25 protein-coding genes and 1 riboswitch are annotated in these 23,301 nt (G+C 43.5%); of the genes, 6 read left to right on the plus strand and 19 right to left on the minus strand.

Annotation, left to right across the window (positions count from 1 at the left end; genetic code table 11):
• Positions 1-68 precede the first annotated feature (68 nt).
• The 3 genes from CU633_RS11025 to CU633_RS11040 all read right to left on the minus strand — a co-directional run bounded on the left by CU633_RS11025 (position 69) and on the right by CU633_RS11040 (position 3,691).
• Positions 69-776, minus strand: coding sequence for an alpha/beta hydrolase (locus CU633_RS11025; protein ID WP_101660525.1), 708 nt, complete (start codon positions 774-776; stop codon positions 69-71).
• Positions 777-1,162: 386 nt separating this feature from the next.
• Entirely contained in the window at positions 1,163-2,545 is a 1,383-nt protein-coding gene (locus CU633_RS11035) for a UDP-N-acetylmuramoyl-tripeptide--D-alanyl-D-alanine ligase (protein ID WP_101660400.1), read from the minus strand.
• Positions 2,546-2,608: 63 nt separating this feature from the next.
• Positions 2,609-3,691 carry a D-alanine--D-alanine ligase gene (locus tag CU633_RS11040; protein WP_101660402.1) on the minus strand — a complete coding sequence of 361 codons (1,083 nt, stop codon included), beginning with the start codon at positions 3,689-3,691 and terminating at the stop codon, positions 2,609-2,611.
• Positions 3,692-4,250: 559 nt separating this feature from the next.
• Positions 4,251-4,358: riboswitch (SAM riboswitch) on the plus strand.
• 100 nt (positions 4,359-4,458) lie between these two features.
• Between CU633_RS11040 and CU633_RS11045 the strand changes: the two genes are divergently transcribed.
• Positions 4,459-5,619 carry an alpha-hydroxy-acid oxidizing protein gene (locus CU633_RS11045; protein WP_101660404.1) on the plus strand — a complete coding sequence of 387 codons (1,161 nt, stop codon included), beginning with the start codon at positions 4,459-4,461 and terminating at the stop codon, positions 5,617-5,619.
• A gap of 212 nt (positions 5,620-5,831) precedes the next feature.
• Positions 5,832-6,068, plus strand: coding sequence for a helix-turn-helix domain-containing protein (locus CU633_RS11050; RefSeq protein WP_101660406.1), 237 nt, complete (start codon positions 5,832-5,834; stop codon positions 6,066-6,068).
• Positions 6,069-6,106: 38 nt separating this feature from the next.
• Here CU633_RS11050 and CU633_RS11055 read toward each other — a convergent pair whose 3' ends face one another.
• From CU633_RS11055 to CU633_RS11070, 4 genes are read right to left on the minus strand one after another with little or no spacing between them, the layout of a single operon-like run.
• Complete coding sequence (locus CU633_RS11055; protein WP_101660408.1) at positions 6,107-6,709, minus strand: response regulator transcription factor; 603 nt, start codon at positions 6,707-6,709, stop codon at positions 6,107-6,109.
• Positions 6,706-7,839, minus strand: a complete 1,134-nt coding sequence (locus CU633_RS11060; protein WP_101660410.1) for a sensor histidine kinase — start codon at positions 7,837-7,839, stop codon at positions 6,706-6,708. The genes CU633_RS11055 and CU633_RS11060 overlap by 4 nt, the downstream gene beginning before the upstream one ends.
• 5 nt (positions 7,840-7,844) lie before the next feature.
• Positions 7,845-8,585, minus strand: a complete 741-nt coding sequence (locus tag CU633_RS11065) for an ABC transporter permease (RefSeq protein WP_101660413.1) — start codon at positions 8,583-8,585, stop codon at positions 7,845-7,847.
• Positions 8,582-9,487 (minus strand): ABC transporter ATP-binding protein, encoded by a 906-nt coding sequence (locus CU633_RS11070; protein WP_101660414.1) that lies wholly within the window; start codon positions 9,485-9,487, stop codon positions 8,582-8,584. Before CU633_RS11070 ends, CU633_RS11065 begins: the two co-directional genes overlap by 4 nt.
• A 291-nt stretch (positions 9,488-9,778) precedes the next feature.
• On the opposite strand from CU633_RS11070, the gene CU633_RS11075 reads away from it, so the two are divergent.
• The 3 genes from CU633_RS11075 (at position 9,779) to CU633_RS11085 (ending at position 12,891) form a co-directional block, all read left to right on the plus strand.
• Positions 9,779-10,219: an 8-oxo-dGTP diphosphatase gene (locus CU633_RS11075; protein WP_101660527.1), complete on the plus strand. Its 441-nt coding sequence runs from the start codon at positions 9,779-9,781 to the stop codon at positions 10,217-10,219.
• Between the two features lie 940 nt (positions 10,220-11,159).
• Positions 11,160-11,762 (plus strand): hypothetical protein, encoded by a 603-nt coding sequence (locus CU633_RS22845; RefSeq protein WP_180954937.1) that lies wholly within the window; start codon positions 11,160-11,162, stop codon positions 11,760-11,762.
• Between the two features lie 187 nt (positions 11,763-11,949).
• Positions 11,950-12,891: a hypothetical protein gene (locus tag CU633_RS11085; protein WP_101660415.1), complete on the plus strand. Its 942-nt coding sequence runs from the start codon at positions 11,950-11,952 to the stop codon at positions 12,889-12,891.
• 193 nt (positions 12,892-13,084) lie between these two features.
• Here CU633_RS11085 and CU633_RS11090 read toward each other — a convergent pair whose 3' ends face one another.
• The 3 genes from CU633_RS11090 to CU633_RS11100 are packed head-to-tail and all read right to left on the minus strand — an operon-like array spanning position 13,085 to position 14,364.
• On the minus strand, positions 13,085-13,408 hold the full coding sequence (locus tag CU633_RS11090; RefSeq protein WP_101660416.1) for a DMT family transporter: 324 nt from the start codon (positions 13,406-13,408) through the stop codon (positions 13,085-13,087).
• Positions 13,408-13,755 carry a DMT family transporter gene (locus tag CU633_RS11095; protein WP_101660417.1) on the minus strand — a complete coding sequence of 116 codons (348 nt, stop codon included), beginning with the start codon at positions 13,753-13,755 and terminating at the stop codon, positions 13,408-13,410. Before CU633_RS11095 ends, CU633_RS11090 begins: the two co-directional genes overlap by 1 nt.
• Positions 13,756-13,776: 21 nt before the next feature.
• Positions 13,777-14,364: a TetR/AcrR family transcriptional regulator gene (locus CU633_RS11100; RefSeq protein ID WP_101660418.1), complete on the minus strand. Its 588-nt coding sequence runs from the start codon at positions 14,362-14,364 to the stop codon at positions 13,777-13,779.
• Between the two features lie 183 nt (positions 14,365-14,547).
• Between CU633_RS11100 and CU633_RS11105 the strand changes: the two genes are divergently transcribed.
• Positions 14,548-15,105 carry a GNAT family N-acetyltransferase gene (locus CU633_RS11105; RefSeq protein WP_101660419.1) on the plus strand — a complete coding sequence of 186 codons (558 nt, stop codon included), beginning with the start codon at positions 14,548-14,550 and terminating at the stop codon, positions 15,103-15,105.
• A gap of 465 nt (positions 15,106-15,570) precedes the next feature.
• Here the strand turns inward: CU633_RS11105 and CU633_RS11110 are convergent, their stop codons facing one another.
• From CU633_RS11110 to CU633_RS11150, 9 genes are all read right to left on the minus strand, one after another.
• On the minus strand, positions 15,571-16,302 hold the full coding sequence (locus tag CU633_RS11110; protein ID WP_257958657.1) for an ATP-binding protein: 732 nt from the start codon (positions 16,300-16,302) through the stop codon (positions 15,571-15,573).
• A gap of 18 nt (positions 16,303-16,320) precedes the next feature.
• Positions 16,321-16,905: a cob(I)yrinic acid a,c-diamide adenosyltransferase gene (locus CU633_RS11115; protein WP_101660420.1), complete on the minus strand. Its 585-nt coding sequence runs from the start codon at positions 16,903-16,905 to the stop codon at positions 16,321-16,323.
• Positions 16,877-17,350: a bifunctional adenosylcobinamide kinase/adenosylcobinamide-phosphate guanylyltransferase gene (locus tag CU633_RS11120; RefSeq protein WP_101660421.1), complete on the minus strand. Its 474-nt coding sequence runs from the start codon at positions 17,348-17,350 to the stop codon at positions 16,877-16,879. Before CU633_RS11120 ends, CU633_RS11115 begins: the two co-directional genes overlap by 29 nt.
• Entirely contained in the window at positions 17,302-17,925 is a 624-nt protein-coding gene (locus CU633_RS11125; protein WP_101660422.1) for a histidine phosphatase family protein, read from the minus strand. Before CU633_RS11125 ends, CU633_RS11120 begins: the two co-directional genes overlap by 49 nt.
• Positions 17,883-18,671, minus strand: a complete 789-nt coding sequence (gene cobS / locus CU633_RS11130) for an adenosylcobinamide-GDP ribazoletransferase (RefSeq protein ID WP_101660432.1) — start codon at positions 18,669-18,671, stop codon at positions 17,883-17,885. Before cobS ends, CU633_RS11125 begins: the two co-directional genes overlap by 43 nt.
• A complete protein-coding gene (locus CU633_RS11135; RefSeq protein WP_101660434.1) occupies positions 18,665-20,167 on the minus strand; it encodes a cobyric acid synthase in 1,503 nt (500 codons plus the stop codon). The genes cobS and CU633_RS11135 overlap by 7 nt, the downstream gene beginning before the upstream one ends.
• A complete protein-coding gene (locus tag CU633_RS11140) occupies positions 20,164-20,739 on the minus strand; it encodes a bifunctional adenosylcobinamide kinase/adenosylcobinamide-phosphate guanylyltransferase (RefSeq protein ID WP_257958658.1) in 576 nt (191 codons plus the stop codon). Before CU633_RS11140 ends, CU633_RS11135 begins: the two co-directional genes overlap by 4 nt.
• Before the next feature lie 126 nt (positions 20,740-20,865).
• The gene (cbiB, locus tag CU633_RS11145) at positions 20,866-21,831 is read right to left on the minus strand and encodes an adenosylcobinamide-phosphate synthase CbiB (protein ID WP_101660436.1); all 966 of its coding nucleotides are present in this window, start codon (positions 21,829-21,831) and stop codon (positions 20,866-20,868) included.
• On the minus strand, positions 21,828-23,300 hold the full coding sequence (locus CU633_RS11150; protein ID WP_101660438.1) for a heme ABC transporter ATP-binding protein: 1,473 nt from the start codon (positions 23,298-23,300) through the stop codon (positions 21,828-21,830). The genes cbiB and CU633_RS11150 overlap by 4 nt, the downstream gene beginning before the upstream one ends.
• Position 23,301: the final 1 nt, after the last annotated feature.

A 23,301-nucleotide genomic window follows, 5' to 3' on the forward strand; every position in this document is an offset into this window, starting at 1 on the left:
GCACTAAATGCAATGATATCGCATGCCTCAGCACAGGCTTCTTATTCATCATAGACAGTTAAATTTAATCAGATTACAGCTGCTGGTTCGTCTGCTTTTAAAAATTGGAACACTTCTGAAAAGAGCTGCTCTTTTTCATCGCAATGGCAAATTAAATGACCCGAGTTGCTGACGTATTTAATATCTTTATGATTCGTTCCAATTTTATCATATAAGTATCTGGCGCTCTTAACGGGGACAATTCCATCCGCTTCACCCTGGGCAATAAACGTTGGTATTTGGACTTGCTTAAGGAGAGGCCGTATGCTGGCAACCAGCCGCCGGAATTGAATCGTTGCCGATAGTGGCGTGCTGATAATTTTTTGCTTATACCTGAGAAACAACTCGTTTTCTGATAAGTTCCCCTTGACTGCATCCTTGACCATTATTCCTATATCGGAAGCAAGCTGTTTCGGGTTCACATAGTAAGCTGCCGCACTGAGCAGGACCAGCTTGGCGACTGGATAATGAACGGCCAGGTAACTTGCAATAATCCCGCCCATCGAAAAACCAATCACATAAACTTTATCACATTTCTTGAGCAGCATTTGCAATTCTTTTTCTGCATGTTCAATCCACTGCTTGTAATGAATACCCTTCAAGCTAAGGGTTTCTCCATGTCCCGGCAAGGTCGGAATGGAGAATTCCCAATCCGTCCTCTCCTGCAAATAGTTAACCAACGGTTCAATTTCAAAGGGAGAGCCGGTAAAACCATGAATGCATAAGCAGCCAATCATTTTGATCACCCGCCAGTACTTCAATAAAAGTTTCATATAAACATGACAGCCGAAAGAAGCCCTTCCCCCGGTCAAAAGCTTAAATTCGATAGGAAAGGATGATCCACTTTCTGACGATATCAAAACTCTTTCCCTATTCTTTACTCGTTTACACTTATCATACTAAAGAAAAAGAAATATATCAGTTTTGAGCAATGAAATTTCACCAAACCTCTTCGCTGAAATGGACAGCCGGTTGCGGATGAGATCCGATAATAATAAAAACCCGATTTCAATTCAACCGGGATTTTATTCATGTTTAGCATATGGATTTTAAGAACAAGAATGTCCATTCGAGCCTTTATCTTTAGCTTTTGAGCCAGCACTGCAATCATTTGGCATTCTCCTTACACCGGCTTTTGCAATCCGGTAACAACATCCTCGAGCTTCATTCCGCGCGAAGCTTTTACCAGGATCAATGTTTTCCTGTCCGTATACTTTTTTAATTCCTTAATCAGATCATTTTTATCATCAAAAGCAAATATCTTATCCGCCCCAATTGATTGACGGGCACCTTCGGCGATAAAGCGGCCTAAGGGGCCGTATGTAAACACATAGTCGATCTTTTCAGGATTCAGGCCTGCACCAATTTGCCGGTGAAATTCAATTTCGAGCGGTCCGAGCTCCAGCATATCGCCGAGAACGACGATCCTTTTTGAAAAGCCCTCCAAATCCGAAATAAGCTCAATCGCAGCCCTCATCGCTGTTGGGCTCGCATTATAGGCGTCATTAATGATTCTTTCTCCCTTGGCGCCTTCGACCAGTTCCATTCTCATCTGTGTCAGCTTCAGGCCTTGAAACCCTTTGTCCATTTTTTCGTAAGCAATCCCAAAAAAGCGGGCGGTCAGCATGACAGCGAGCGCATTGAGGACATTATGAACCCCGAGAACAGGCAGATGAATTTTTCCCTGAAATTGATTTACTGTAAATTGATTGCCTTGTTCACTCTGGATAATCTCAATAGGATAAAGATCATTTTCCGGCGATTTGCCAAACGTTCCAATCGTAAACTTTGCTTCATAACCTTTCAGCCGTTCCCGGAGAAGCGGTTCATCGCCGTAATAAACAATCAGCCCGCCATCCTGCAAACCTTTGACAATTTCGAGCTTTGCTTCGGCTATTCCTTCCCGTGATCCGAGATCCTGCAAATGGGCTTCCCCGATATTTGTAATCACTACGGCATCAGGCCGGGCAAGCTTTGTGAGTAATTCAATCTCACCTTTTGCACTCATGCCCATTTCGAGAACTGCCATTTCCGTTTCCGGTTTCAACTTCAGGACAGTCAAAGGCAAGCCGATATGGTTGTTAAAATTACCTTCTGTTTTTTGGACTTTATATTCGAGGGAGAGAACGCTTGCCATCATGTCCTTTGTCGTGGTTTTCCCATTGCTTCCCGTAATCCCGATGATTTTTGTTGATAACTCGTCCCGATAACTGCCGGCCAGCTCCTGTAAAGCAAGGAGTGTATCCTCGACGATAATAATCGGCAAATGGACGGGCGGGTTTGGTGCATCCTTTTGCCAGAAGGCGGCCCCTGCACCTTTATTGATTGCTTCCTCCACAAACCGGTGTCCATCGGCGTTTTCACCTTTAAAAGGAATAAACAAATTTCCTGTTTCTATCTTTCGCGAATCAATGCTGACCCCGTTAATTTCAGTATCTCCCCATTTCTGGAGATCAATTTCGGCCTTAATCATTTCTGAAAGCTGCCTGATCGTTTTTCGGATCATTATAGTCCTCCTGTTCCAAAACATGAAGGAACACGGCGTGAAGCGCCGTGTATCCCTTTGCTGCTAGAATGTATGCTTAATGTTCTGTTTTTCTGCATGCCTTTCTTCGGCCAGCTTAACAAGACGTTCAATCAGCTCCGGGTATTCAACCCCGGTATGCTTCCACAGTAAAGGAAACATGCTGAAAGGAGTAAATCCAGGCATCGTATTGACTTCATTGATATATGCTTTTCCGTCCTTTGTCAAGAAGAAGTCGGCCCGTACCAGTCCTGAGCAATCGAGCGCTTTAAACGATCTAATCGCCATTTCCTTAAGCTCACTGTATTCTTCTTTTGTAATATCCGCCGGGATAATCATCGCGGTATCGCCGTCTTCGTATTTTGCTTTATAGTCGTAAAAATCTTTCTTTGGCACAATTTCACCAGCAACTGAACATTCAGGCTCATCATTTCCAAGGACGCCGATTTCAATCTCCCTGGCGATAATCCCTTCTTCAACAATGATCTTCCTGTCAAATTGGAAGGCTTCCTTAACAGCAGCTGCCAGTTCATCGCGGTTGGACGCCTTGCTGATCCCAACGCTGGAACCGAGATTGGCCGGTTTCACGAAGCAGGGGTAGCCCAGTTCTTTTTCGATTCTGTCATATGCTGCTTCACTGGCCTTCTCCCATTCACTTCGGGTAAACCAGGCATACTTGACCTGGGCAAGCCCGGCTTGTGCAAATACATTCTTCATCATGATTTTATCCATACCGGCAGCGGAAGCAAGCACTCCGTTTCCTACATAAGGCAGATTTAAAAGTTCGAGCAAACCCTGGACCGTGCCGTCTTCTCCATTTGGTCCATGAAGAAGCGGGAAGATCACATCCAAAGTTTGATCCTGCCCCGAAGCACTGCCCTGAAACAACGCCGGAGCGAGTGAAGCTTGGGAAGCTTCATCACCTTGAGAGAATTGCAATGCTTTCACATCCCCGACAGGACCGCTTAATTGAGGCCCTTTCACCCATTTCCCTTCATCTGTTATGTAAATAGGATGGATATCGAATTTTTCCACATCAAGCGCTTTAATGACAGCAAGGGCTGTTTGCAGTGAAACTTTATGTTCAGCGGATTTTCCCCCGTATAATAGCCCAAGTTTTGTTTTCATAATCGAACCTCCAATAAGTCATTCACAAACATGATTTTATTTTAACATGTTCTTCTGCAAGAAAAGAGTCATACACAAATGTTTTCTGATGGAAATTTATCACCTTGTCATCTAAGTACATTTCTCTAACTAAAATAAAAAATGAACCATTTTTTGTGAGCAAGTCCCGTGTGCTTGAAAAAAGAGGGACATTCCGCAATCGTGTGCCCGGTTTATATTTTACAAAAATATATTAGCCCGGATAATCGCGAAAGAAATACTATTCTAATATTATATTAAATATACTTGAAACTTTCATATTTCAGAAAATACCCAATAATTTTATTTTTAATATTATAATATTTATTAGTTAACTTTTCGATTTATTCGCGTTGTTAGGAGGACAACATGAAAATTGACCGATCATAGCGGATCGATCTTTGCTTGTTGCTGTTGGAGGGACGATGTTACCGATCCTTTCTCGCCATCTGTTTCTATTACCTGAATATTCGCACTAAATGTACATTATGATAAAATGTAAATAAAAGGGGTGTGAAATCAATGATAGGCATTCTATTTATTTTTGTTCTGAGTGGCGGAGGGACTGGCCCTGTGAAGCCCGGCAACCATTCCAATTTGGAATAGGTGCTAAATCCAGCAAAACATTTTTTGTTTTGAAAGATGAGAGCGGGCGACCATACTATGATCAAACCTCTCTACTTTGGAGAGGTTTTTTGTGTTTTAGAACCTTTGTCAAAAAAATCACGTACTAGAAAGGAAATGAAATCATGGCGGTAATCAGCAGGGAAGATCCTCTATTAGCAAAAATGAAAGAAACCGGGCTCAATTTTACAACCGAAGAGTGGGAGAGGGAAGCTGAACGTGTGCTGGAACCAGGCCCGTTCGGTTATATCCAATCAGGTTCCAGCGGTGAAGAAACGCTGAAGAAAAATACGAGAGCTTTTGAAGAATACAGTATTTTGCCAAGAGTTTTAACCAATGTAGCAAATCCGGACTTTTCGATAGAATTGTTGAATCAAACTTTTCCTTCCCCTTTATTGTTTGCACCGGTTGGAATGCAAAAGATTGCACATCAGGATGGAGAACTGGCAGCGGCAAGAGCAGCGGGCTCATTAGGAATTCCCTATATTGCAAGCACTGTATCGAGCTATACTATGGAAGAGATTGCCGCAGCCAACCCGTTTAGCTCCAACTGGTTCCAGCTTTACTGGTCCAATAATCGGGATTTATCGTTGAGCATGGTGAAACGGGCTGAAAACGCCGGCTATCAAGCCCTGGTGGTTACAGTCGATACCGTCATGCTGGGCTGGCGGGAAAAAGACTTGCACAATAGCTATTCTCCGCTCAGACTCGGTTTTGGAAAAGCAAACTATATTTCTGACCCTATTTTTCAGGCTAAAGTAAATATTGAAGATAACGAACAAGTCGTGGGCGAAATTTTAAAACAAATTCTCCATCCTTCTTTTAACTGGGATGATCTGCAATGGCTAAAAACGCAAACAAGTCTGCCGATTGTTTTAAAAGGAGTCCTTCATCCTGACGATGCAGTTGAAGCAGTTAAAAGGGGCTTCGAGGGAATTATTGTTTCAAACCATGGCGGAAGGCAGCTGGATGGAGTCATCTCCGCGCTCGATGCATTGCCATTAATTCGCAGCGCTGTCCATGAAACATTCCCAGTTCTTTTTGATAGCGGCATCCGCCGGGGCACCGATATGGTCAAGGCGCTTGCGCTTGGTGCGAATGCTGTATTGCTTGGAAGGCCTTATGTATACGGGCTGGCGGTTGCAGGGGAACAAGGAGTTCAAAAGGTTGTTTCGAACTTACTCGATGAATTTAAAGTATCGGCAGGCCTGTCCGGGGCGAAGAACATAGCTGAACTCAAAAAAACCACTCTCATTCGGAATGTCGTTGATAATGCAAGAGATTGATAAAGTACTGGCGAGCGGGCATGCTTTGCTCGCTTTTCCTTTGCTCAAGTCATAAAACATGGCTTTGGCCAGCTGAAAGTATAATGTTTTTCTAATGAAAAAGGCTTTGACAACGCTATCGTGTTAATGCTAATTTAAAGAATAACGTGAGACTGACATAAAGAAAGCCTTACCAATATCCTAATGTTTTTTAAAGGGAGGGTGGAAAAAGAATGAATAAAGAAATTGTAAAATTTTTAAGAAAAAGCTATAACATGAACCAGCGCGACTTTGCAAAGCTCGTTAATTGCAGCTTCTCGCTTATTGCCCTGGTCGAAGTCGGCAAAAGAAGGGTTACAGAAGATCTCGAAAGTAAAATTAAAAATACCTTTGACCTTGATGAAGAACAATTGCAATCGATCGCAACGCTCGTCTCTGAATTCAGCAAAGGAATACCGCCGTTTTTTTAAAATGATTATCAGTGCTCCATCAAAAAAAGATGGACCTGTTAAATCCATCCCTTTTCTTCCGCAATTGAAATTGCCTCTATTCGATTTTTACACTCAAGCTTATTTAAAATTTCTGATATATAGTTCCGGACCGTACCGGATGATAAATATAACAGGCTTGAAATTTCCTTGGCTGTTTTCCCTTCTGCGACCAGCTTGAGTATTTCCCTTTCACGAGTCGTCAATGGATTTTCTGTTCGAACGCTTCCAAAAATCAATTCCGGAGAAAATTGCTTTTTCCCCTTCATAACATTGCGAATCGTATCAGCCAGTTCATCAACTGATCCATCCTTCAGCATATACCCGTCCACTTCAGCCTTCAACGCACGCTCAAAATAACCGGGACGGGCAAACGTTGTCAGGATGATAATTTTACATTGGGAGTTTCTCGCTTTTAACACCTCAGCTACTTCGAGACCGCTTTTTATCGGCATTTCTATATCCATCAGGCAAACATCCGGTTTCTGATCCAGGATTAATTGCAGTGCTTCATCGCCATTTGCCGCCTCGGCAACGACATCAATATCGTCTTCCAGTTCAAGAAGCGAACCGAGTGCGCCCCGCAGCATTCGTTGGTCTTCGGCAATGATAATGCGAATCATGAAACAACGTCCTCCTTTTGCGCTTTAACAATGACCGGCACCGTTATAACCAGCTTTGTGCCTCCGGAACACAGAATATTTAATGATCCGTCTATCAGGTTCAAGCGTTCGCACATTCCCTTTAATCCATTGCCATAGTTGTTTTTATCGAAAAGACCGATTCCGTCATCTTGCACCTCTAAGGCAATTTGCCCCTCTTCATGATTAAAAGTTACTGTACAATTATTGGCTTTACTGTGCTTTACCACATTTGTTACAGCCTCCCGCAAACACATGCTCAGGATATTTTGGGTTAGAAAGGGGACATTCGCCAAGCTTTTTTCCCCGTCTATCCGAAACGAGATTCCTGCTGCTTTTAGAATCATCTCCACTTCGATCAACTCTTCCGGAATGGTGGTAGCACGCATGTCGGATACCAATTCTCTGACTTGAGTTAAAGCGGAACGGGACGTCCTTTCCACTTCCTTTGCTTCGAGGCGGGCTCGTGCAGGGTCTTTTAAAATTAATTTATTTATAAGCTGGCTTTTTAACGTGATGAGAGATAGTGTATGGCCCAGTGTATCATGGAGGTCGCGGGCGATCCGCATCCGCTCCTCGCGCTTAATCAGCTCTGCAATTTGTTCATTTGCTTCATCAAGCTTTTTCTCAAGCTCAACCCTCGTATTCATTGAGCGGATTCCAAGCGGAGAAATCAGCATAATCACAATAAAAGGTACAAAGTATATCATTCCACTGAGTTCCATCTCTCGCAAATGAACCAAAAACGGAACTAGAATGGCTGCAGAAAACCAGCTTAAAGCAGTCACAAATCTCTTCTTGTCGGAATACCAGGCAATAAAATTGGCCGGAAAGAATCCCATGTACAGAAAGTTAAAATTATAAAAGATTGATAGATAGACAATAATCCCAATTTGCAAACCGAGCCATAAAGCAGAAGGTTCCTCACTCATAAAATACAGTTGTCGATATGTGACAAGAAACAGGAACAGCAGCACATAGCCAACTGCCATTTTTAAACCTGTCTCAGTTGCAACATAGAAGATCGGCATGCTCATATAAATCAGCAAGACGTATGGAAGTAATCCAAAACGCTTCGGAAACAACTGGAACTTTTGTTTATCTGTCACCATTCATTTTACACCGCCGCTTCTTGTTTTCTCCTGATATAACTAGATAGTATCATGAACAGGAAAAAATAACTGCCTAAAACAAGAATATTCATCCAATCCGGACTGCCTCCCCGGATGATCTGCCAGGCTCCATCACCAAAATGAAATGACGGGAGCCATAAACTAATATCCTGTATAAAGGAAGGCAGTGTTTCCATTGGCATCCACAACCCGCCCGAAATAGCCAGCCCCATATAAATGAGATTGCTCACTCCTGAAGCTGTATCCACCCTTCTCATCGTTCCCACAAGCGTACCCAATGCCAGAAACGGGAGAGAACCGGCAAGGATCCAAAAGCCGCTTGAAACCCATTCACCAACCGTAAGCGAAATTCCGTTCATAAGAGCACCCGAGAAGAAAATAATCATAATCGAGAAGAAATGAACCACAGTTTGGCCAATCATCTTTGCAAAGAAATAGGCAGTGAACGGCAGCGGTGTGAGCCGCATAAACGTTGTCCATCCCTTCGTCCGCTCTTCGACAAGGCGTATTCCCAGGGTCATAATACTTGAACCCATAACACTGAACACAGTCATCGACATTAGATAATGGGCCTGCCATAAAGCGGCATCAGGCAATCCTGTATTGAATACTTTAGTAAATAGCCCATAAAACAAAATCGGCATCAGCAATGACCAGAAAACAAAATAAGGGTTACGAAAAATCCTTAAAATCTCCGCTTTAATTTGCATCCACATTGCATTCATGAATTAACCTCCTTCATTTCTTCGGTCAGTTGCTCAAATGCTTCATCCAGTCGGCCACGGTGTATTTCGATATCCCTTACCTTTAAATCGTTCTCAAATAGTGCGGCTAGAACGCGATCCGTATTATTTGCCACAACAAAAACCCTCGCATTCTGACGGTAAATGTTTGTAACGTCCGGTAACTGGTGCAATTTCTCAAGAGACAGCTTCGTTTCCGCTTTGAAAGACACGGACTGTTTTGTCAGCCTCTCCTTAATTTCTGCTTGAGTTCCATCTGCAGCGATGGCTCCTTTATGGAATAAGATAATCCGCTCCGCAGCATCTTCCGCTTCCTGCAAATAGTGCGTCGTAAAGATAATGGTTTTGCCGCGTTCTTTCAGTAGTTTGACTGTATTCCAAAACAGCTTTCTCGACATGGTGTCCATTCCAACAGTCGGTTCATCAAAGAACAGCAGATCGGGATCCCCGGCAAGTGCCAGTGCAAAACTCAGCCTTCTTTTTTGCCCGCCTGAAAGCTTTTCAGCTCTCATATTCAGTTCCTGATCGCTTAGTCCTGTTAGCTCTGTCAATTCTTGTTGAGTAAGCGGGTGAAGATAATAGCTGCGGAATAAGCTAATCACTTCACGGACTTTTAAAGCATCAATGACACTGACTTCCTGAAGCATCGCGCCAATTCTTTCCCTCACTTTTTTATCCCTTGGATTACTTCCGAACAGTTCGGCCTTGCCGCTTGAAGGTTCCAGCAGCCCAAGCATCATTGAAATTGCCGTTGTCTTCCCTGCCCCATTTGGACCGAGAATCGCAACCACCTCACCCTTATTAATGGAAAAAGTCACATCATCTACTGCTTTTTTATCTTTAAATGTTTTTGTCACATTCGTTAAAGAAACGATTGTTTTCATTCCCCCACCTCCACATTTGTTAACTAAATTGTAGTCTGTAAAGAGGTGCTAGATTAGTGAATTCTGTCAGGAAAACAACATGACATTTGTCATGAAAATAAAAAAACACAGCCCAACAAGACTGTGGAGAGTTTACATGATTATGCTCTTTTTTCAGCAACAATAAACCGGTGTGAAGCAACCTCAATATAACCTATTCAAGCCATTTTTTCACAATTTTGATATGATTAAATTATCTTTTAATAGACGAGGGCGGGAACACAAGTGAACTGGAAAGAAATCGAACATCAAATGTACACATTATGTATGATGGTGAAAGGTGATAAGGTGCTGTTAATCAAAAGGCTGGAAGAGCGCGGATATCCTGGATTTGTTGCACCCGGAGGCAAAGTTGACTATCCGGAAAGCTTATCTGCAGCGGCGATACGCGAGGTTAAGGAAGAAACAGGTTTAACTGTTCGAAATATTACTTATAAAGGCCTCGATGAATATGTCAACCCCCAGGAAAATATCCGCCATATGGTTTTTAATTATTTGGCAGACGACGTTGAAGGAGAACTTCTCGATCATCCTCCTGAAGGAGAATTATATTGGTTTCATAGAGAAGAAGCCTTGCAGCTGCCGATGCAGAGCTGGTTTCGCCGGAAATTCCCGTTATTTTTTGAGAAAGGGACATTTGAAATCCATACGGTCTGGGATGCGCAAAACAATCGAGAGGCGAGTATTTTATAAAAAAAATTTAGGAGAGGTCATCCCTCTCCCGAAACTGCTTTTAAGCCTATAACACTTATGATAATCATGCCGATGAAAAGAATTCGCCGCCAGCTACTGGACTCCCACTAAAATAACCTCTGTCCTTCTAATGTTCTTTTCCAGTCCAAGTTTAGTCCGTCCACTTCTTTATCAGCCATGAGTTCACATTGCTTGCTAATTCTTCCTTGGTTTACACTTTTTAAAATTTTTCCATTTGCTTTAGCTGAATCGATTCCATGCTCCTCTCTCCCCTAGGTTGAAGTTCAAAACAGAGAAAGTTCGACTGTGACTACTAAAAATAAGAGTGCTTGTATGCTTGTGTACCTTTGTGCCTTTGTACCTGTCTTCATTTTTTAAATAGTTCATTCCATAAAACACAAAAAATCCGAGCTATTGCACATTGAACACAGGTGAGGCATTTGAACCTAACTTTTTTTAAAAGGCTACCCCATACCTATTGTTATCACAAAAAGCAAAATATTATATAGGTTTTATAAAATAATTCCCGAAATATTCTAAATTTTTTTTATAATTATTTTATGATTGAACGTAATCTTTTTTCTTGTTTACGTTTTTCGCTATTATTGTTAACAAATTTTCAAAATGTACAGGATTTCATTTTAGGATAAGTAAAATTGCAACCATTGCCTACTTTTACTCTCTTGGTATTGGTCTTTCACGTTCAGCCATATAAAAATGGAAAATAACTAGTAAATTTAAGTCGTAATACCTATTTTTCTATTTTATTTAATTGGTATAATTTATTTAATAGATAACTACCAGAAAATTTCCATCTAGAGTCTTCTTATCTATATGTTATAAGAAAGACCAAAAGCCGGAAGGTGTTATCGATGTAGACTCAAGAGAATTTCGTGTCAGGAAAAATTACTATATAAAAAAATTTAGGGAGGGTGTGAAAATGAGAAAGATATTATTTTCCTTGATTGCATTTTCGTTTTTTTCCACGCTATCACTAGTTCCTGTAAGCGCAGAAGAAACAGAAGCGTTCAACACTAAAATCGATAGACTGTCTACAGATACTTACATTGACAAAGAAGGGGATAAGGTATTAGAAAAGGTTTATTATAATAGTGAGGGTGATATAGTTGAAGTTTCAGTAGAAAAAGGAGAATATGCATATCCTGTGAGCAGAGGTATCTCCACTCAAGCGACTGGACCTTACTGGGCACACTCTCGAAGTACAGTTACGTCAAGAATAGAGGCTGGTTGGTATCAGCTCAGAATTTATGGTAATGGATTCTCAGATTCTTATACCAATAGCAGTAAAACTACAAAGAAAGCACTTAGTAGAATTAGTGTAAATACTAGCCTTATAATGAATGGGTCTGTAGAAGGTCAGAATTCCGACAGCAGAACAAATTCTTCTTTTGCAAATGCAAGTGCTGCACAACGAAGTTTTATGGTTCCTGACAGTCCACAATATTCTCGGAGTAGTCACGCTTATCATAATACTGGAACAAACAGTGTATACCACAGCACAGAAGCTAAACGAGGTTTTTAAATTACACAAGAAATACATTGACTTGCATAAGGACAAGTTGTTGACATCAATTGTTTACTAATATGATAGTTTTCAAATAATAAGACACTAAGTGTAAAAAAAAGCCATCGCATAACTAAATATTATCAAAATTTATTGAGAATGAAAGCCTTTTTTAAAGGCTTTCATTCTTTAAGAGGTGTTGATTTTGAATAAACTAATCATATTACTTATTGTCACATTCTTCTTAATATTAAGCGGATGTTTGAAAGAAGAATCAACCAGTGACAGGCATGACACTTATAAGTCTCACGAACAACCTATTGCTGAATTTGAAGAAGTTTATACACTGGGTCTGTATAACGAAGATGAATTTGAACATGAACGTACTTTTAAAATTAACAATGAATCATTTAAAAGAAGTGTCGTATTAGGAAATAAAACAGCAAAGGAGGGGTCATTTATTCTTTTAATTTTTAATCATGGTGAGCAAATAGATTTTAAGGTAGGGGATAGCCAAATCTCTGACAGTTATAATTTCGAAATAGGGTCAGGGGAATACATGGATCTAGAAGTTTCATTACTCGACCTTAAAGAAGGCTTTCACTCTATTACATACATTCTTCTAAAAGACCCTAAAAAGTTTCCAGACGATTATGAAACTTCTATGGAACTATCCGATTTGTATTCTATTAGGGTAAATTTATTAAAAAATATTGATAATATACCTACCGAAAGACCTGACTTATTCACAGAAGCGATAAAAAGCGAAAATAGAAGAGTTCATGGAGCTTTGTTAAGTAAAAGAGAAAATTTATACCAAGCTTTATATAAGAAAGTTATGGGTGAAAAAGATATTCCATACACTTTATTTTATGGGAATTCAAATTCTGAATCATTAGATTTATATCTTGTTGGTTTAGTAAATTTCAAGCAAACTCCACTTGGAAACAAAACGTATATTTACGACAAGCTAGAACCTAATGAGGAAAAATCAATTCCTTTAGAATTTAATACTCCACTAGAAGAAAAAAATAATTCTTTTCAAGTTTTAATGATTCCAACTCCTTTCGAAACTTTATCTCGAGAAGAACCTTTTCTTGTTCAAGATCCTTTAGCAAGCAATAGAGTGCTGCTTCTTGAGAAATAGTGATTGGCCATGTTAACTTCGAATAAATTCACATCTATTAAGGTGTCAGAAGGGACTCCATGTGTGCATTGGTTGGTACAGTTCCTAATGGAAAACAAGTTAAAAAAGCATGCCTATTGAAACTTAATATAGTCCGGGATATTACACATAAAATAGGACCTTGAAGTGCTCATAAACAAAATATAAGGAGAGGTCATCCCTCTCCCGAAACTGCTTTTAAGCCTATAACACTTACGATAATCATGCCGATAAAAAGAATACGCCGCCAATTCCTGGACTCTCCGAAAAATAACATCCCAAGCAACACACTGCCGGCAGCGCCAATACCTGTCCAGACGCCATAAGCCGTTCCGATCGGAAGCTCAAGCAATGCCTTTGATAATAAATAAAAGCTTGCAAAACCTGAGATCCCGCAAAGAATGCTATATTTGGTGCGGGTAAATCCATCAGAAAGCTTCATAAAGATGACGAAGCCTACTTCACCCAGTCCAGCAAACAACAAATAGATCCACGACATTATGAAACCCCCTCTGCTCTCTCATCTTTATCGTTCGAAGAAAGCTTCAAGCCGATAATTCCTCCAAGCAATAAGGAAATAAACATAACCTTCAGCCAGCCGGCCGGTTCACCCAAAAATACCATGCCAATCAGCGCTGTACCGGCCGCACCGATCCCTGTAAACACCGCATATGCCGTTCCAATCGGAATGGTTTTCATCGCTTTTGCGAATAAAATGAAGCTGACGATAATTAACATGATTGTCATAACGGTTGGAACCGGTTCGGTAAAACCCTTTGAGTATTTTAACCCGAACGCCCAGCCAATTTCGCTAAGTCCGGCGAGCAGTAAATAAAACCAAGCCATGATGTGATTCCTCTCTTGTCGTCAGGAATTTTTATGTTGCAGTATTCCATGCCAGAAAATCGTCCAAATCGAGTTTCTCCGTTTTTCATATTCATCCTGATCGTAATAATGGGATTCCATTAACAATCCATCAAGCATGCAATAAAACGTTGCGACCAAATCCTCCGCTTTCAGTGGGACAATTTCGCCTGCATTGATCGCTTTTGCAAAAAAATCTTTCAGCTGTTCACTCGCCCTATTTTCAAAACCGGCAAACTCCTCTCTCATTTTTTCTTTAAGATGATTGGGAGGAAGCAGGACGGCTCTTTTGAAAAACAGCTTTTCTTCTTTATGATCGTTAAGATTTGTCAATTCATGAAAGATCGTTCTTAGTATTTCCTCGGTTCGTTTATCTTTCTCTTCCGTTAAAACCTTTTCAATCGTCCGCATTTCACTGGACGCATGCTCGCGGTAAATGGTTAAGAACAAGTCTTCCTTTGAAGGAAAATGAGCATAAATAGACGGTGTCTTAATCCCAACCATTCTTGCTATTTCTGATAAAGCAGTACCCTCATATCCCTTTTCAGCAAACAATTGCAAGGCAGCCGCCTTTAGTTTGTTAGAAGTCATTGTTCCACCTTCCTAATTATCATTAGTTAGATTTTAACAACATCAAGTTTTCAAATCAACTGAAACAACTTTCCTAAGACTTATCGCTATCGAGTCATATTCACGAGGGATTGTGCAAAGCTTTTATTTCTAAAAATTCACAATACATACTATAATTTAGAAGTACAAACAGGGGGTGAAGGCATGAAATCATACTTATATATAGGAAGGAAAGTATCGATTAGGGAGATTACCGAAGAGGATATACCGGTGTTTTGGGAGTATATATATGGCACGGATAATCCTGAGTGGAAGAAATGGGATGCCCCCTATTTTCCGCTGGCACCGATGAGCCTTGAGGATTATCGCATCCACATGCGGATGGTTCTGGAGATAGATCCTTCGCCGAGAATGGCAATCGAAATTGATGGGAAGATTGCTGGCCAGGTTAGCTATTACTGGGAGGATAAGGACTCTCATTGGCTTGAAGCCGGGATTGTCGTTTACGATCCAAAGTATTGGAATGGCGGCTATGGAACGGAAGCGCTATCAATATGGGTGGAGCATTTATTTCAAGTTTTGCCTCTCGTTCGTGTAGGAATTACAACCTGGTCCGGAAATAAACGAATGATGCGTACCGCCGAAAAAATCGGGATGAAGTTGGAAGGACGCATGCGAAAATGCCGGTTCTATAACGGGGAATACTATGACTCAATCAGGATGGGAATTTTACGGGAAGAATGGGAAATAAGAAAAGCGTAAGCGCCTTGTCCAGCCCCGACAAGCGCTGGCCGACTAAGATCGCCACGTCCTGTGGCAACGTCGGCACTAGTACGTCCTGTACGTCGGACGGCCTGACGGTGAAGGCGTTCTTTGACTTCATTGGCAGGACCGAAGCGACTCGAGCTGTGAACATCATCGCTTGTGCCAAGCCATGATGTTCACAAGATACTCGAGGAAGCAAAGTCAGGGATGAAAACTGGCTAGGCGCTGGAGCTGGACATTGAAACGCCCAACAATGATAAGAAAATTTTTATACTTCCCTTAGTTAAAACAAGCATAGCCAGCTTCTTTAGGAGCTGGCGTTTATTTGATATATTCCTATTGTCGCAGATACATCCCGAAATTTGTGGAGGCTTAGATCCCGTTCCAGCTGTTGCGAAAATAAACTTTGTGCGAAGTGTCCCCTTCCAGTAAAACCTTAAAGCTGCTTTGTTCGAGCTTTTTTCATCCTCTCAGCTCTATCCTTGAGAATAAACCATCAGCCTTCTGGCGCAGTTTCTCTTCTCCGTTCTTGGCATAAGCAATTAAGAAGCAGGTTGATGGCCCTGATGATTTTTCCAAATCGAGATCGTTTTCACACACATACTTTTCTGCATCTAAAAAATTACGCAGTTCGTATAAAATCCCCTTCGAGCCAACAGGGATTACCTCTATTACTTCGTCCTGTTCGGTAAGCCATTTAAACAATTGAAGCGGGGCAATGAGCTCCGGCTGCCCGACAACCTCATCCCCAACCAGCGGCTGGCCTATTACTGCAAACCCGATATCATCCGAAAGCGAAAACTCCCGATCCGTTTTGTTAAGCATGCGCCCAATCACGATGATCCCCGTTGCAGATTGCAGAAGACTAAAATTGCTTTCTGTACTGCCGGAGATCGGAAGATGATCCAGTTCAAGCTCGCTTAGTCCTTGCCTAATACCGATGATCAGTTCATCCCAGGCGCTATCCCCACTAAAATTATGAATAATGACTGCCAAAGGAGTACCGCCAGCCGCGATGCATTCCATCGCGGCAACGCGAAAACCATAATAGGAAACAATCCCGTAAGGCACCTGGACGATGTCATGCTCCTTTAAACCGATTCCGCCGCTGTTATCACTTGCGACCACAAGAGACTCCCTTTCATTAAAGGGTAAAATGAGCGCATCCCTCACAGCCAGCTTCCTTCCAGCCATGCCACTCGCCCTTTCATGTCACTTCTCCTCTTTTCGCTTTCCCTCATGAAACACTTTTGCACTTCTGATATACTCAACATCGTTTACTCCGGATCGATAGTTCACGACCCTTGCCAGTGCAAAAAAGTAGTCGGATAAACGATTCAAATATTGCAGGGTAACCGGCGGCATATTCTCATCGGTTTTTGCCAGTTTGACAACAAGGCGTTCGGCCCGTCGTGTGACAGTACGGGCAATATGAATCGATGCGGAGGCTTTCGTGCCGCCCGGCAAAATAAATCTTTCAACCTTTGGTGCTTCTGCAATAAACTCATCAATCTTTTTCTCGAGGTACGCAACGGTTTCTTCGGTAAGTTTTAGCTGCCTCGTTTTCGAGATGTTGGCGAGATCGCCGCCGCAATCAAACAGCTCATGCTGAATCTTTTCGAGATCGCCCAACACATCGCTGAACAGCTTCCGGTCCAATTCAGCCATGGCCTGGCCCACATAGCAGTTTACCTCATCGATAGTCCCGTAAGCCTCCACCCGTATATCATCTTTATCAACACGGCCACCGATTAAGCTCGTTTGTCCTTTATCCCCTGTGCGTGTATAAATTCTCATCTTCATTCCCCCTTGTATATTTGAGCTGGTTTGAAATGCCGTACCAGATTAAATCAACCCTGCTTGAACACTTTGCGATATCCTGATAAACCCAGCCGGTTAAATCGCGCCACTGTCTCGCGCCAGGATCAGCCGGGACGACCCCTTTTGTAATGTCTGCTCCGATCACCACGAATGTTCTTGCTGGATGCCCCGCTTCCCATTCGCGCCAATTCTGCAATAATCTCCGCCATTCTTCCCGTGAAACATCGACACTGCTGTTAACATGGCTGGTTTTTATCCACTCTTCTATTCCTTCTAAAACAATGGTGCGCCCAAAAAGCAAATCGGGAAGGGAATTGCCTTTATAAGCCGATACCCATAGATGCTCCGATTCGTTTAAACTGTAAAATTTTTTTACCCACGCTGATTTTCCGTTAAAGGCACCGCCCGTAACAAAGTGCACCGTTCCCCACCTCCAAATGAGTTTACTGGCCATTCAAGCTGATAGCCTGATCCATGGGGAATTTCCCATTCCCAAAAATCTTTTTCTGCCGGGGCGTATGCCATCAGCAAATAACGGATCACCCCTCCGTGCGTAACCACGGCCGCACTTTTTTTACCATCAGCAAGCATTTTATTTTGCAATTGGACAAAGCCTTTTTCAATCCGTTCCGTAAACTGCCCGAAAGACTCCCCTTCCGGAGGCTGAACAGTGAACGGGCTTGCCAGCCATTGTTGATACTGTAAGTCTTTTTCCAGTTCGAAATGGTTTTTCCCTTCCCAGCCGCCAAAATGTATTTCGCGAAATTCGCTCATTTCCAGCAGACATTTTCCCGGAAATAAAATCCCGGCTGTTTCCTTGGTGCGTATGAGATCACTAGTGACGAGCAACTCATAATTTGGGATATTCTTGACCGCTTTAAGCTGCTCCACTCCCTCTTTGCACAACTGCGGGTTGGCCCAGCCACAATAGGCCCCTTTTTTGTTGGCTCCGGTTATACCATGACGTAACAGTGCAACAACCACACAAGCATCCATAGGAAAAACTCCATTCCTTCAACGGAAGCCCCGACCACATCCCCGGTGACTCCGCCAAACCATTTAATGATTTTGATCTTTCCATAAAAGCCTGCACAAACAGATAAAGTGAGCAGTATAACTACGGACAGCAGCGATTCCTCCGCAATTAGCCAGCTAATCGCTACCACAACCAATACATAGAGCAGGTAAGGCGATAAACTCTTCCTGTCCACCGCATTTGCAAAAAAACGGGCCATCCCGGCCTCTCTTGCCGGCGGCAGGGTAACCAAGTAACAGCCCATCAGGCTTTTGCTCAAAAATGGAATGATCACAACCATCCAGGCAACAACATTGATATCTGCATTGGCTGCCAACTCATAAAGGAACAAAAACTTCCCGGCCAGTAAAACGATCACGGATAACACGCCAAACGCACCTGTTCGCGGATCCTTCATAATTTCAAGGCGCTTATCTTGGTCCTGATAAGAAAAAAAAGCATCACTTGCATCGATCCAGCCATCGAGATGAATACCGCCAGTCAGCACAATCATCAGCAGCCAGACAACAAAAGCTGTTGCGAGAGCCGAAAGCGGCGTAAACTCCGCGAGTCCGAAAAAAGTCCCGCCAATGATCAATCCCTGAAAAAGTCCGAGCAATGGAAAGCTTTGCACCGCTTTTTGCAGATAATGGGCGTCCATCGGCAGCTTGCTGCGGATTGGAAGCGAAGTAAACAACTGCAGATTAAGCAGAAATCCTTTCAGCATGGCGAACCGCTCCCAACCATCATTTCTTTTAGCTTTTGCCAATCAAGGTGTGGAGCGAACCGGTTGGCCAACTCGTCATATTTCTGTTCCTTGAGCGTCTTCAGCATAACCGGTTTGCGCGTCTGCATTCCTTTCCGGCTCCGCAGCGTGTTCAGCCATTCACTGCGCCATTCATCATTATGAAACAGGTGGTGAAGGTATGTGCCGATGATCCTGCCGTTCAGCCCGCTTATTCCTTCCTCACGATCGTTTTCCAGAAGCAGAAACGGATTATACGATTTCCCGCTGTCAGGGAGCGTTTTCCCGAGATGGATCTCATAACCCTCAACCGAAATGTCGCGTTTTTCATAAAGCGTACCCGATGCCCTGACCGTAATCTTTTTTTCATAAAAAGTCGTCACAGCCGGGATTATGCTTAGTCCAGAGACAGTTTGGCCCGGTGTGCCGGTGTCTGATCCTTCCGCATCGATCAGCGTTCGGGACAGCATTTGGTAGCCACCGCACAGGCCAATCATCGTACCGCCATCTTGCAGATATTTTATGAGCAGCTGATCCAGTCCTTGTTTTCTTAAATAGGTTAAATCGTTGATCGTACTTTTTGTGCCGGGAATGATCACGGCATCAGGCCGTCCGAATGATGTGTTATTGTCAACCCAGCGGATCGCGACATCCTCTTCATATAAAAACGGTTCAATGTCACTGTAATTTGATAGATAGGGCAATCTTATGACAGCGATGTCGAGGCCCACTTTTCCTTGCAGTGAAAAACGATCCGCGAGCGACAGGGAATCCTCCCCTTCAATCATATGCTGGTCAAGATAGGGCAGGACGCCGAGAACGGGAAGGCCGGTTTGTTCTTCAATCCAGCTTACTCCATCTTTGAAAAGCGCGATATCACCGCGAAATTTATTAATGATAATCCCTTTTACCCGCGACCGTTCCCGGGGGGATAAAAGCGCGAGCGTACCGATAATGCTCGCAAAAACTCCGCCTCTATCAATATCCGAAATTAAGATAACCGGGACATCGGCCAGCTCGGCAACTTTCATATTCACAAGCTCTTTATCTTTTAAATTTACTTCAACCGGGCTGCCTGCTCCCTCCATGATGATAAGCTCGTAATCTTTTTCAAGCCTGGATAATGCTTCCTTGACCGTTGCTATTCCTTTTTCGTAAAAGGTGTCGCGATAGTCTTTTCCTGATAAAGTCTGCAACACTTCTCCCAGCAGAACCACCTCAGCCTGCTGGTCAGAGCGCGGCTTTAACAAAATCGGATTCATCCAGACTGCCGCTTCCGTTCCCGCTGCCTCGGCCTGGAGCCCCTGGGCGCGGCCGATTTCCTTGCCGTCCGCGGTCACGTATGAATTATTGGACATGTTTTGCGATTTAAAGGGAGCGACCCGGTGGCCTTCGCGGGCCAGCAGTCGGCAAATTGCTGTGACAATCAGGCTTTTGCCAACATCGGATGCTGTTCCTTGAAACATAATTCCGTTCATTGCAATTCTCCCTTCATCTCAACAGCGAGACCTGACTCAACCAAGTATGCGCTCCTTGCCTGATTGACAATCCACTGATGGAGCTCGCCAAGCATTTTACTGTATGTAAAAATAACTTCATTATCACGGACCGGCTCATTCAATATCTCATTGCTGACAATGATCATTGCTTTGCAACGGGCTGCGATCCCCATAATGCTTTCCACGATTGAAATTTTCACACGCTGACAATAACCGGAATCCCGCCATTCGTCCTGAAGCGAAAACAGTCTGTTATTAAGATGGGTTGTTAAACAATCAAAGAGGACTACCGAATTTGGCGTCAGCCCGGATGCTGCTTTTTCGAGTCCATCCGGGCATTCCAGCGTGATCCAGCTACGCCCGCTATCTGCTCTTTCCTGTTGATGGCGGGAGATCCTCCGTTTCATTTCCTCATCTTCCACCCGTCCTGATGCAAGATAAAATAGAGATGATCCAGCTTGCTCCGCAATCCTCACTGCTGTCTCCTCTGCAAACCGGCTCTTTCCACTTCTGACACCGCCTGTTATAAAGATGATAGAACTTGCCGCCATTCCTTCAATACCTCCATCAGCCTGTCGTTATCTCCAGTACTTTTGACCGCAAACCGGAGCCAGCGTCCTTGTAAACCTCTAAAATTGTATATATCGGGATTCAAAGTTTTACATAAAGAATGCGGATTAGAACCGTGCAATGGCATATTCACACGCTACACCTCCCAGCCATAGTAATAGCAAGAATAATAGAGATGCCCGCTTCATTAATGTAATAGACAATAAAATATGCCCATTTTCAAGCGGGAGGATTGGATCACCCATTTTTGCCCGGACGGAAACAATTCCTTTATAGTAGTTTGTTCCGCCAAGCTGGACACCGAGAATGGCCGCGCATGCCGCTTCACACCAGCCGCTGTTCGGGCTTGGATGCTTCTTTGCATCGCGGAAAAGGATTTTACACGCTTGCGTTCGGCTTGTTATTGCCGGTTTCATGCAAAGAATCATCATCAAGGAAGTAAGCCTGCTTGGCACCCAGTTGACGACATCATCAAGCCTGGCTGAAGCCCAACCAAACTCCCGGTACTTCTCATTGCGGTAGCCAACCATCGAATCGCACGTGTTGATTGCCCGATATGCTACAGAAAAAACAGCTCCGCCGAGCAAACCCCAAAACAACGGTGCAGTCACCCCATCACTTGTATTCTCCGCGACGGTTTCAACCGTTCCACGAACAATCTCCTCTTGGCTCAGCCCCTCTGTATCCCTGCCGACAATATAAGAGAGTTTCTTTCTTGCTTCATTAATTTCACCAGCTTTTAGAGGTTTATAAACTTCAAGAGCGGCTTCCTGCAAGCTCCTTTGCGCAATTGTCGCCGAAATTAATATCGCTTCCCATGCAATCCCGGCTGCCGGATGGATGCGATAAAAACAAATCACAGTTATTGCGGTTATCAACATGACGACGGTTAAGACGATTAAAACCATTCCGATCCCTTTCAGCTTTCGGAACTGCCCTTTATTCCATTTTCTCTCCACATATGCAATAAGAGACCCCATCCAGCGAACAGGATGCGGCCATCTTGGCGGATCTCCGACTAACCCATCAATGATAAACGCAATGGTAACGGCTGCGAGATGATGGAGAATCATCGTTTCAGCCTGCCCCGGTATTTTTGCAGTGCTTCAACAGTGCATTCGTAAACACCTTTGCCAACGAGCTTGCCGAGCGGAGTAATCGTCCCGCCGAATTCCTGGAGCTTTCCTCGCTGGGAAGCGGCGATCATGATGCTGTCGGTTGAAGTTCCGGTGGCGAGCGTTCCCGTTAACCGGTCATATACGTGCTCATTTTGCAGTCCTTTCACCTTCGCTTCTGTTGCGGTCATAAGTGACTGGATGAAAGCCTCTTCACTGAGGGTTCCGTTAACAAAAACCCAGGTGTTGATCGTGCCGGGCTGCACAGTTTGGTAACTGTGCTTTTCACTTTGCGCCGCATCAATCGCATTTCCCGCTCCCGCTGTCACGACGATAAATACGGACAGCCCGTCATCTTTAAAGAGGCGATAAGCAGCATCTGCCAGATGAACAGCCGTCATCATTCCGACCGTCTCGCCCGGCTCATAGCCATTTCTTTTCAAGAACTCTGCCATCTCCTGGCGATGGTCGCTACAGTGATAATCCTGGTTAACGTGTCTATTTACAAAGTATTGATACCAACCTGTTCCCGCTCCCGATACCCCTGAGGACATCGTCCTGAGCGGAACGGGTGCATGAAGCTCAATCATTTCTTCTGAAATTTTTAAAAAGCGTTCATCAATCTGGATGTGCACTTGCCGATCGGAATCCAGCTCGGGAACCATCAGCATCTGCGGTTTCGGAACCTTTGGATGCGGATGTTTTTTCACCGCGGTTCCGTAAACAGCCTGAATCCGTTCCTCCTGCAATACCTCGTTCGGGAGATCGTTAATGCTGACCTCTCCGTTATTTAATAAGAGCAGCCTGTCACAATACAGCCCCGCCAAATTTAAATCATGGAAGATCGAAATAACGGTTAAACCGTCGTCTTTTGCCATTTTCCTTAACAAGTCAAGCAAATCCTTTTGATAGGATAGGTCAAGATGATTGGTCGGTTCGTCGAGCAACAGTATTTCCGGCTGCTGGGCAAGCGCCTGGGCTAAATAAACGCGCTGGCGCTCCCCGCCGGATAGTTCAGAAAGATGGTGATGCTGAAATGAGGCGACACCAGTTTGTTTCATTACTTGTTGAACAATCGCTTCGTCCTCTTCGTTCCAGGTTTGAAACCAGCCTTGCTGGTGGGCATATCGGCCAAGCGAGACCGTTTCTTTCACGGAATAAGCAAACACTTCTGAAGAATGCTGGGGCAGAACGGCCACCGTCTTTGCGAGTTCCCGCGTCGCATAACTTTTAATCGGTTTGTCTTTGATAAGAATGCTTCCGCTTTTAAACTCGATGATTCCGCTTATCATCTTGAGTAATGTCGTCTTGCCGCTGCCATTCGGGCCAAGGATCCCAAACACCTCGCCCCTGTTTACTTTAAAAGAAACATTTCGTAAAATCAGGGCCCCCGAGTAGCCTCCAGACAGATTTTCGATCGTCAGCATG

This window comes from Bacillus sp. V3-13 (genome assembly GCF_002860165.1).
In the GTDB taxonomy this organism is placed as follows: domain Bacteria; phylum Bacillota; class Bacilli; order Bacillales; family Cytobacillaceae; genus Bacillus_BJ.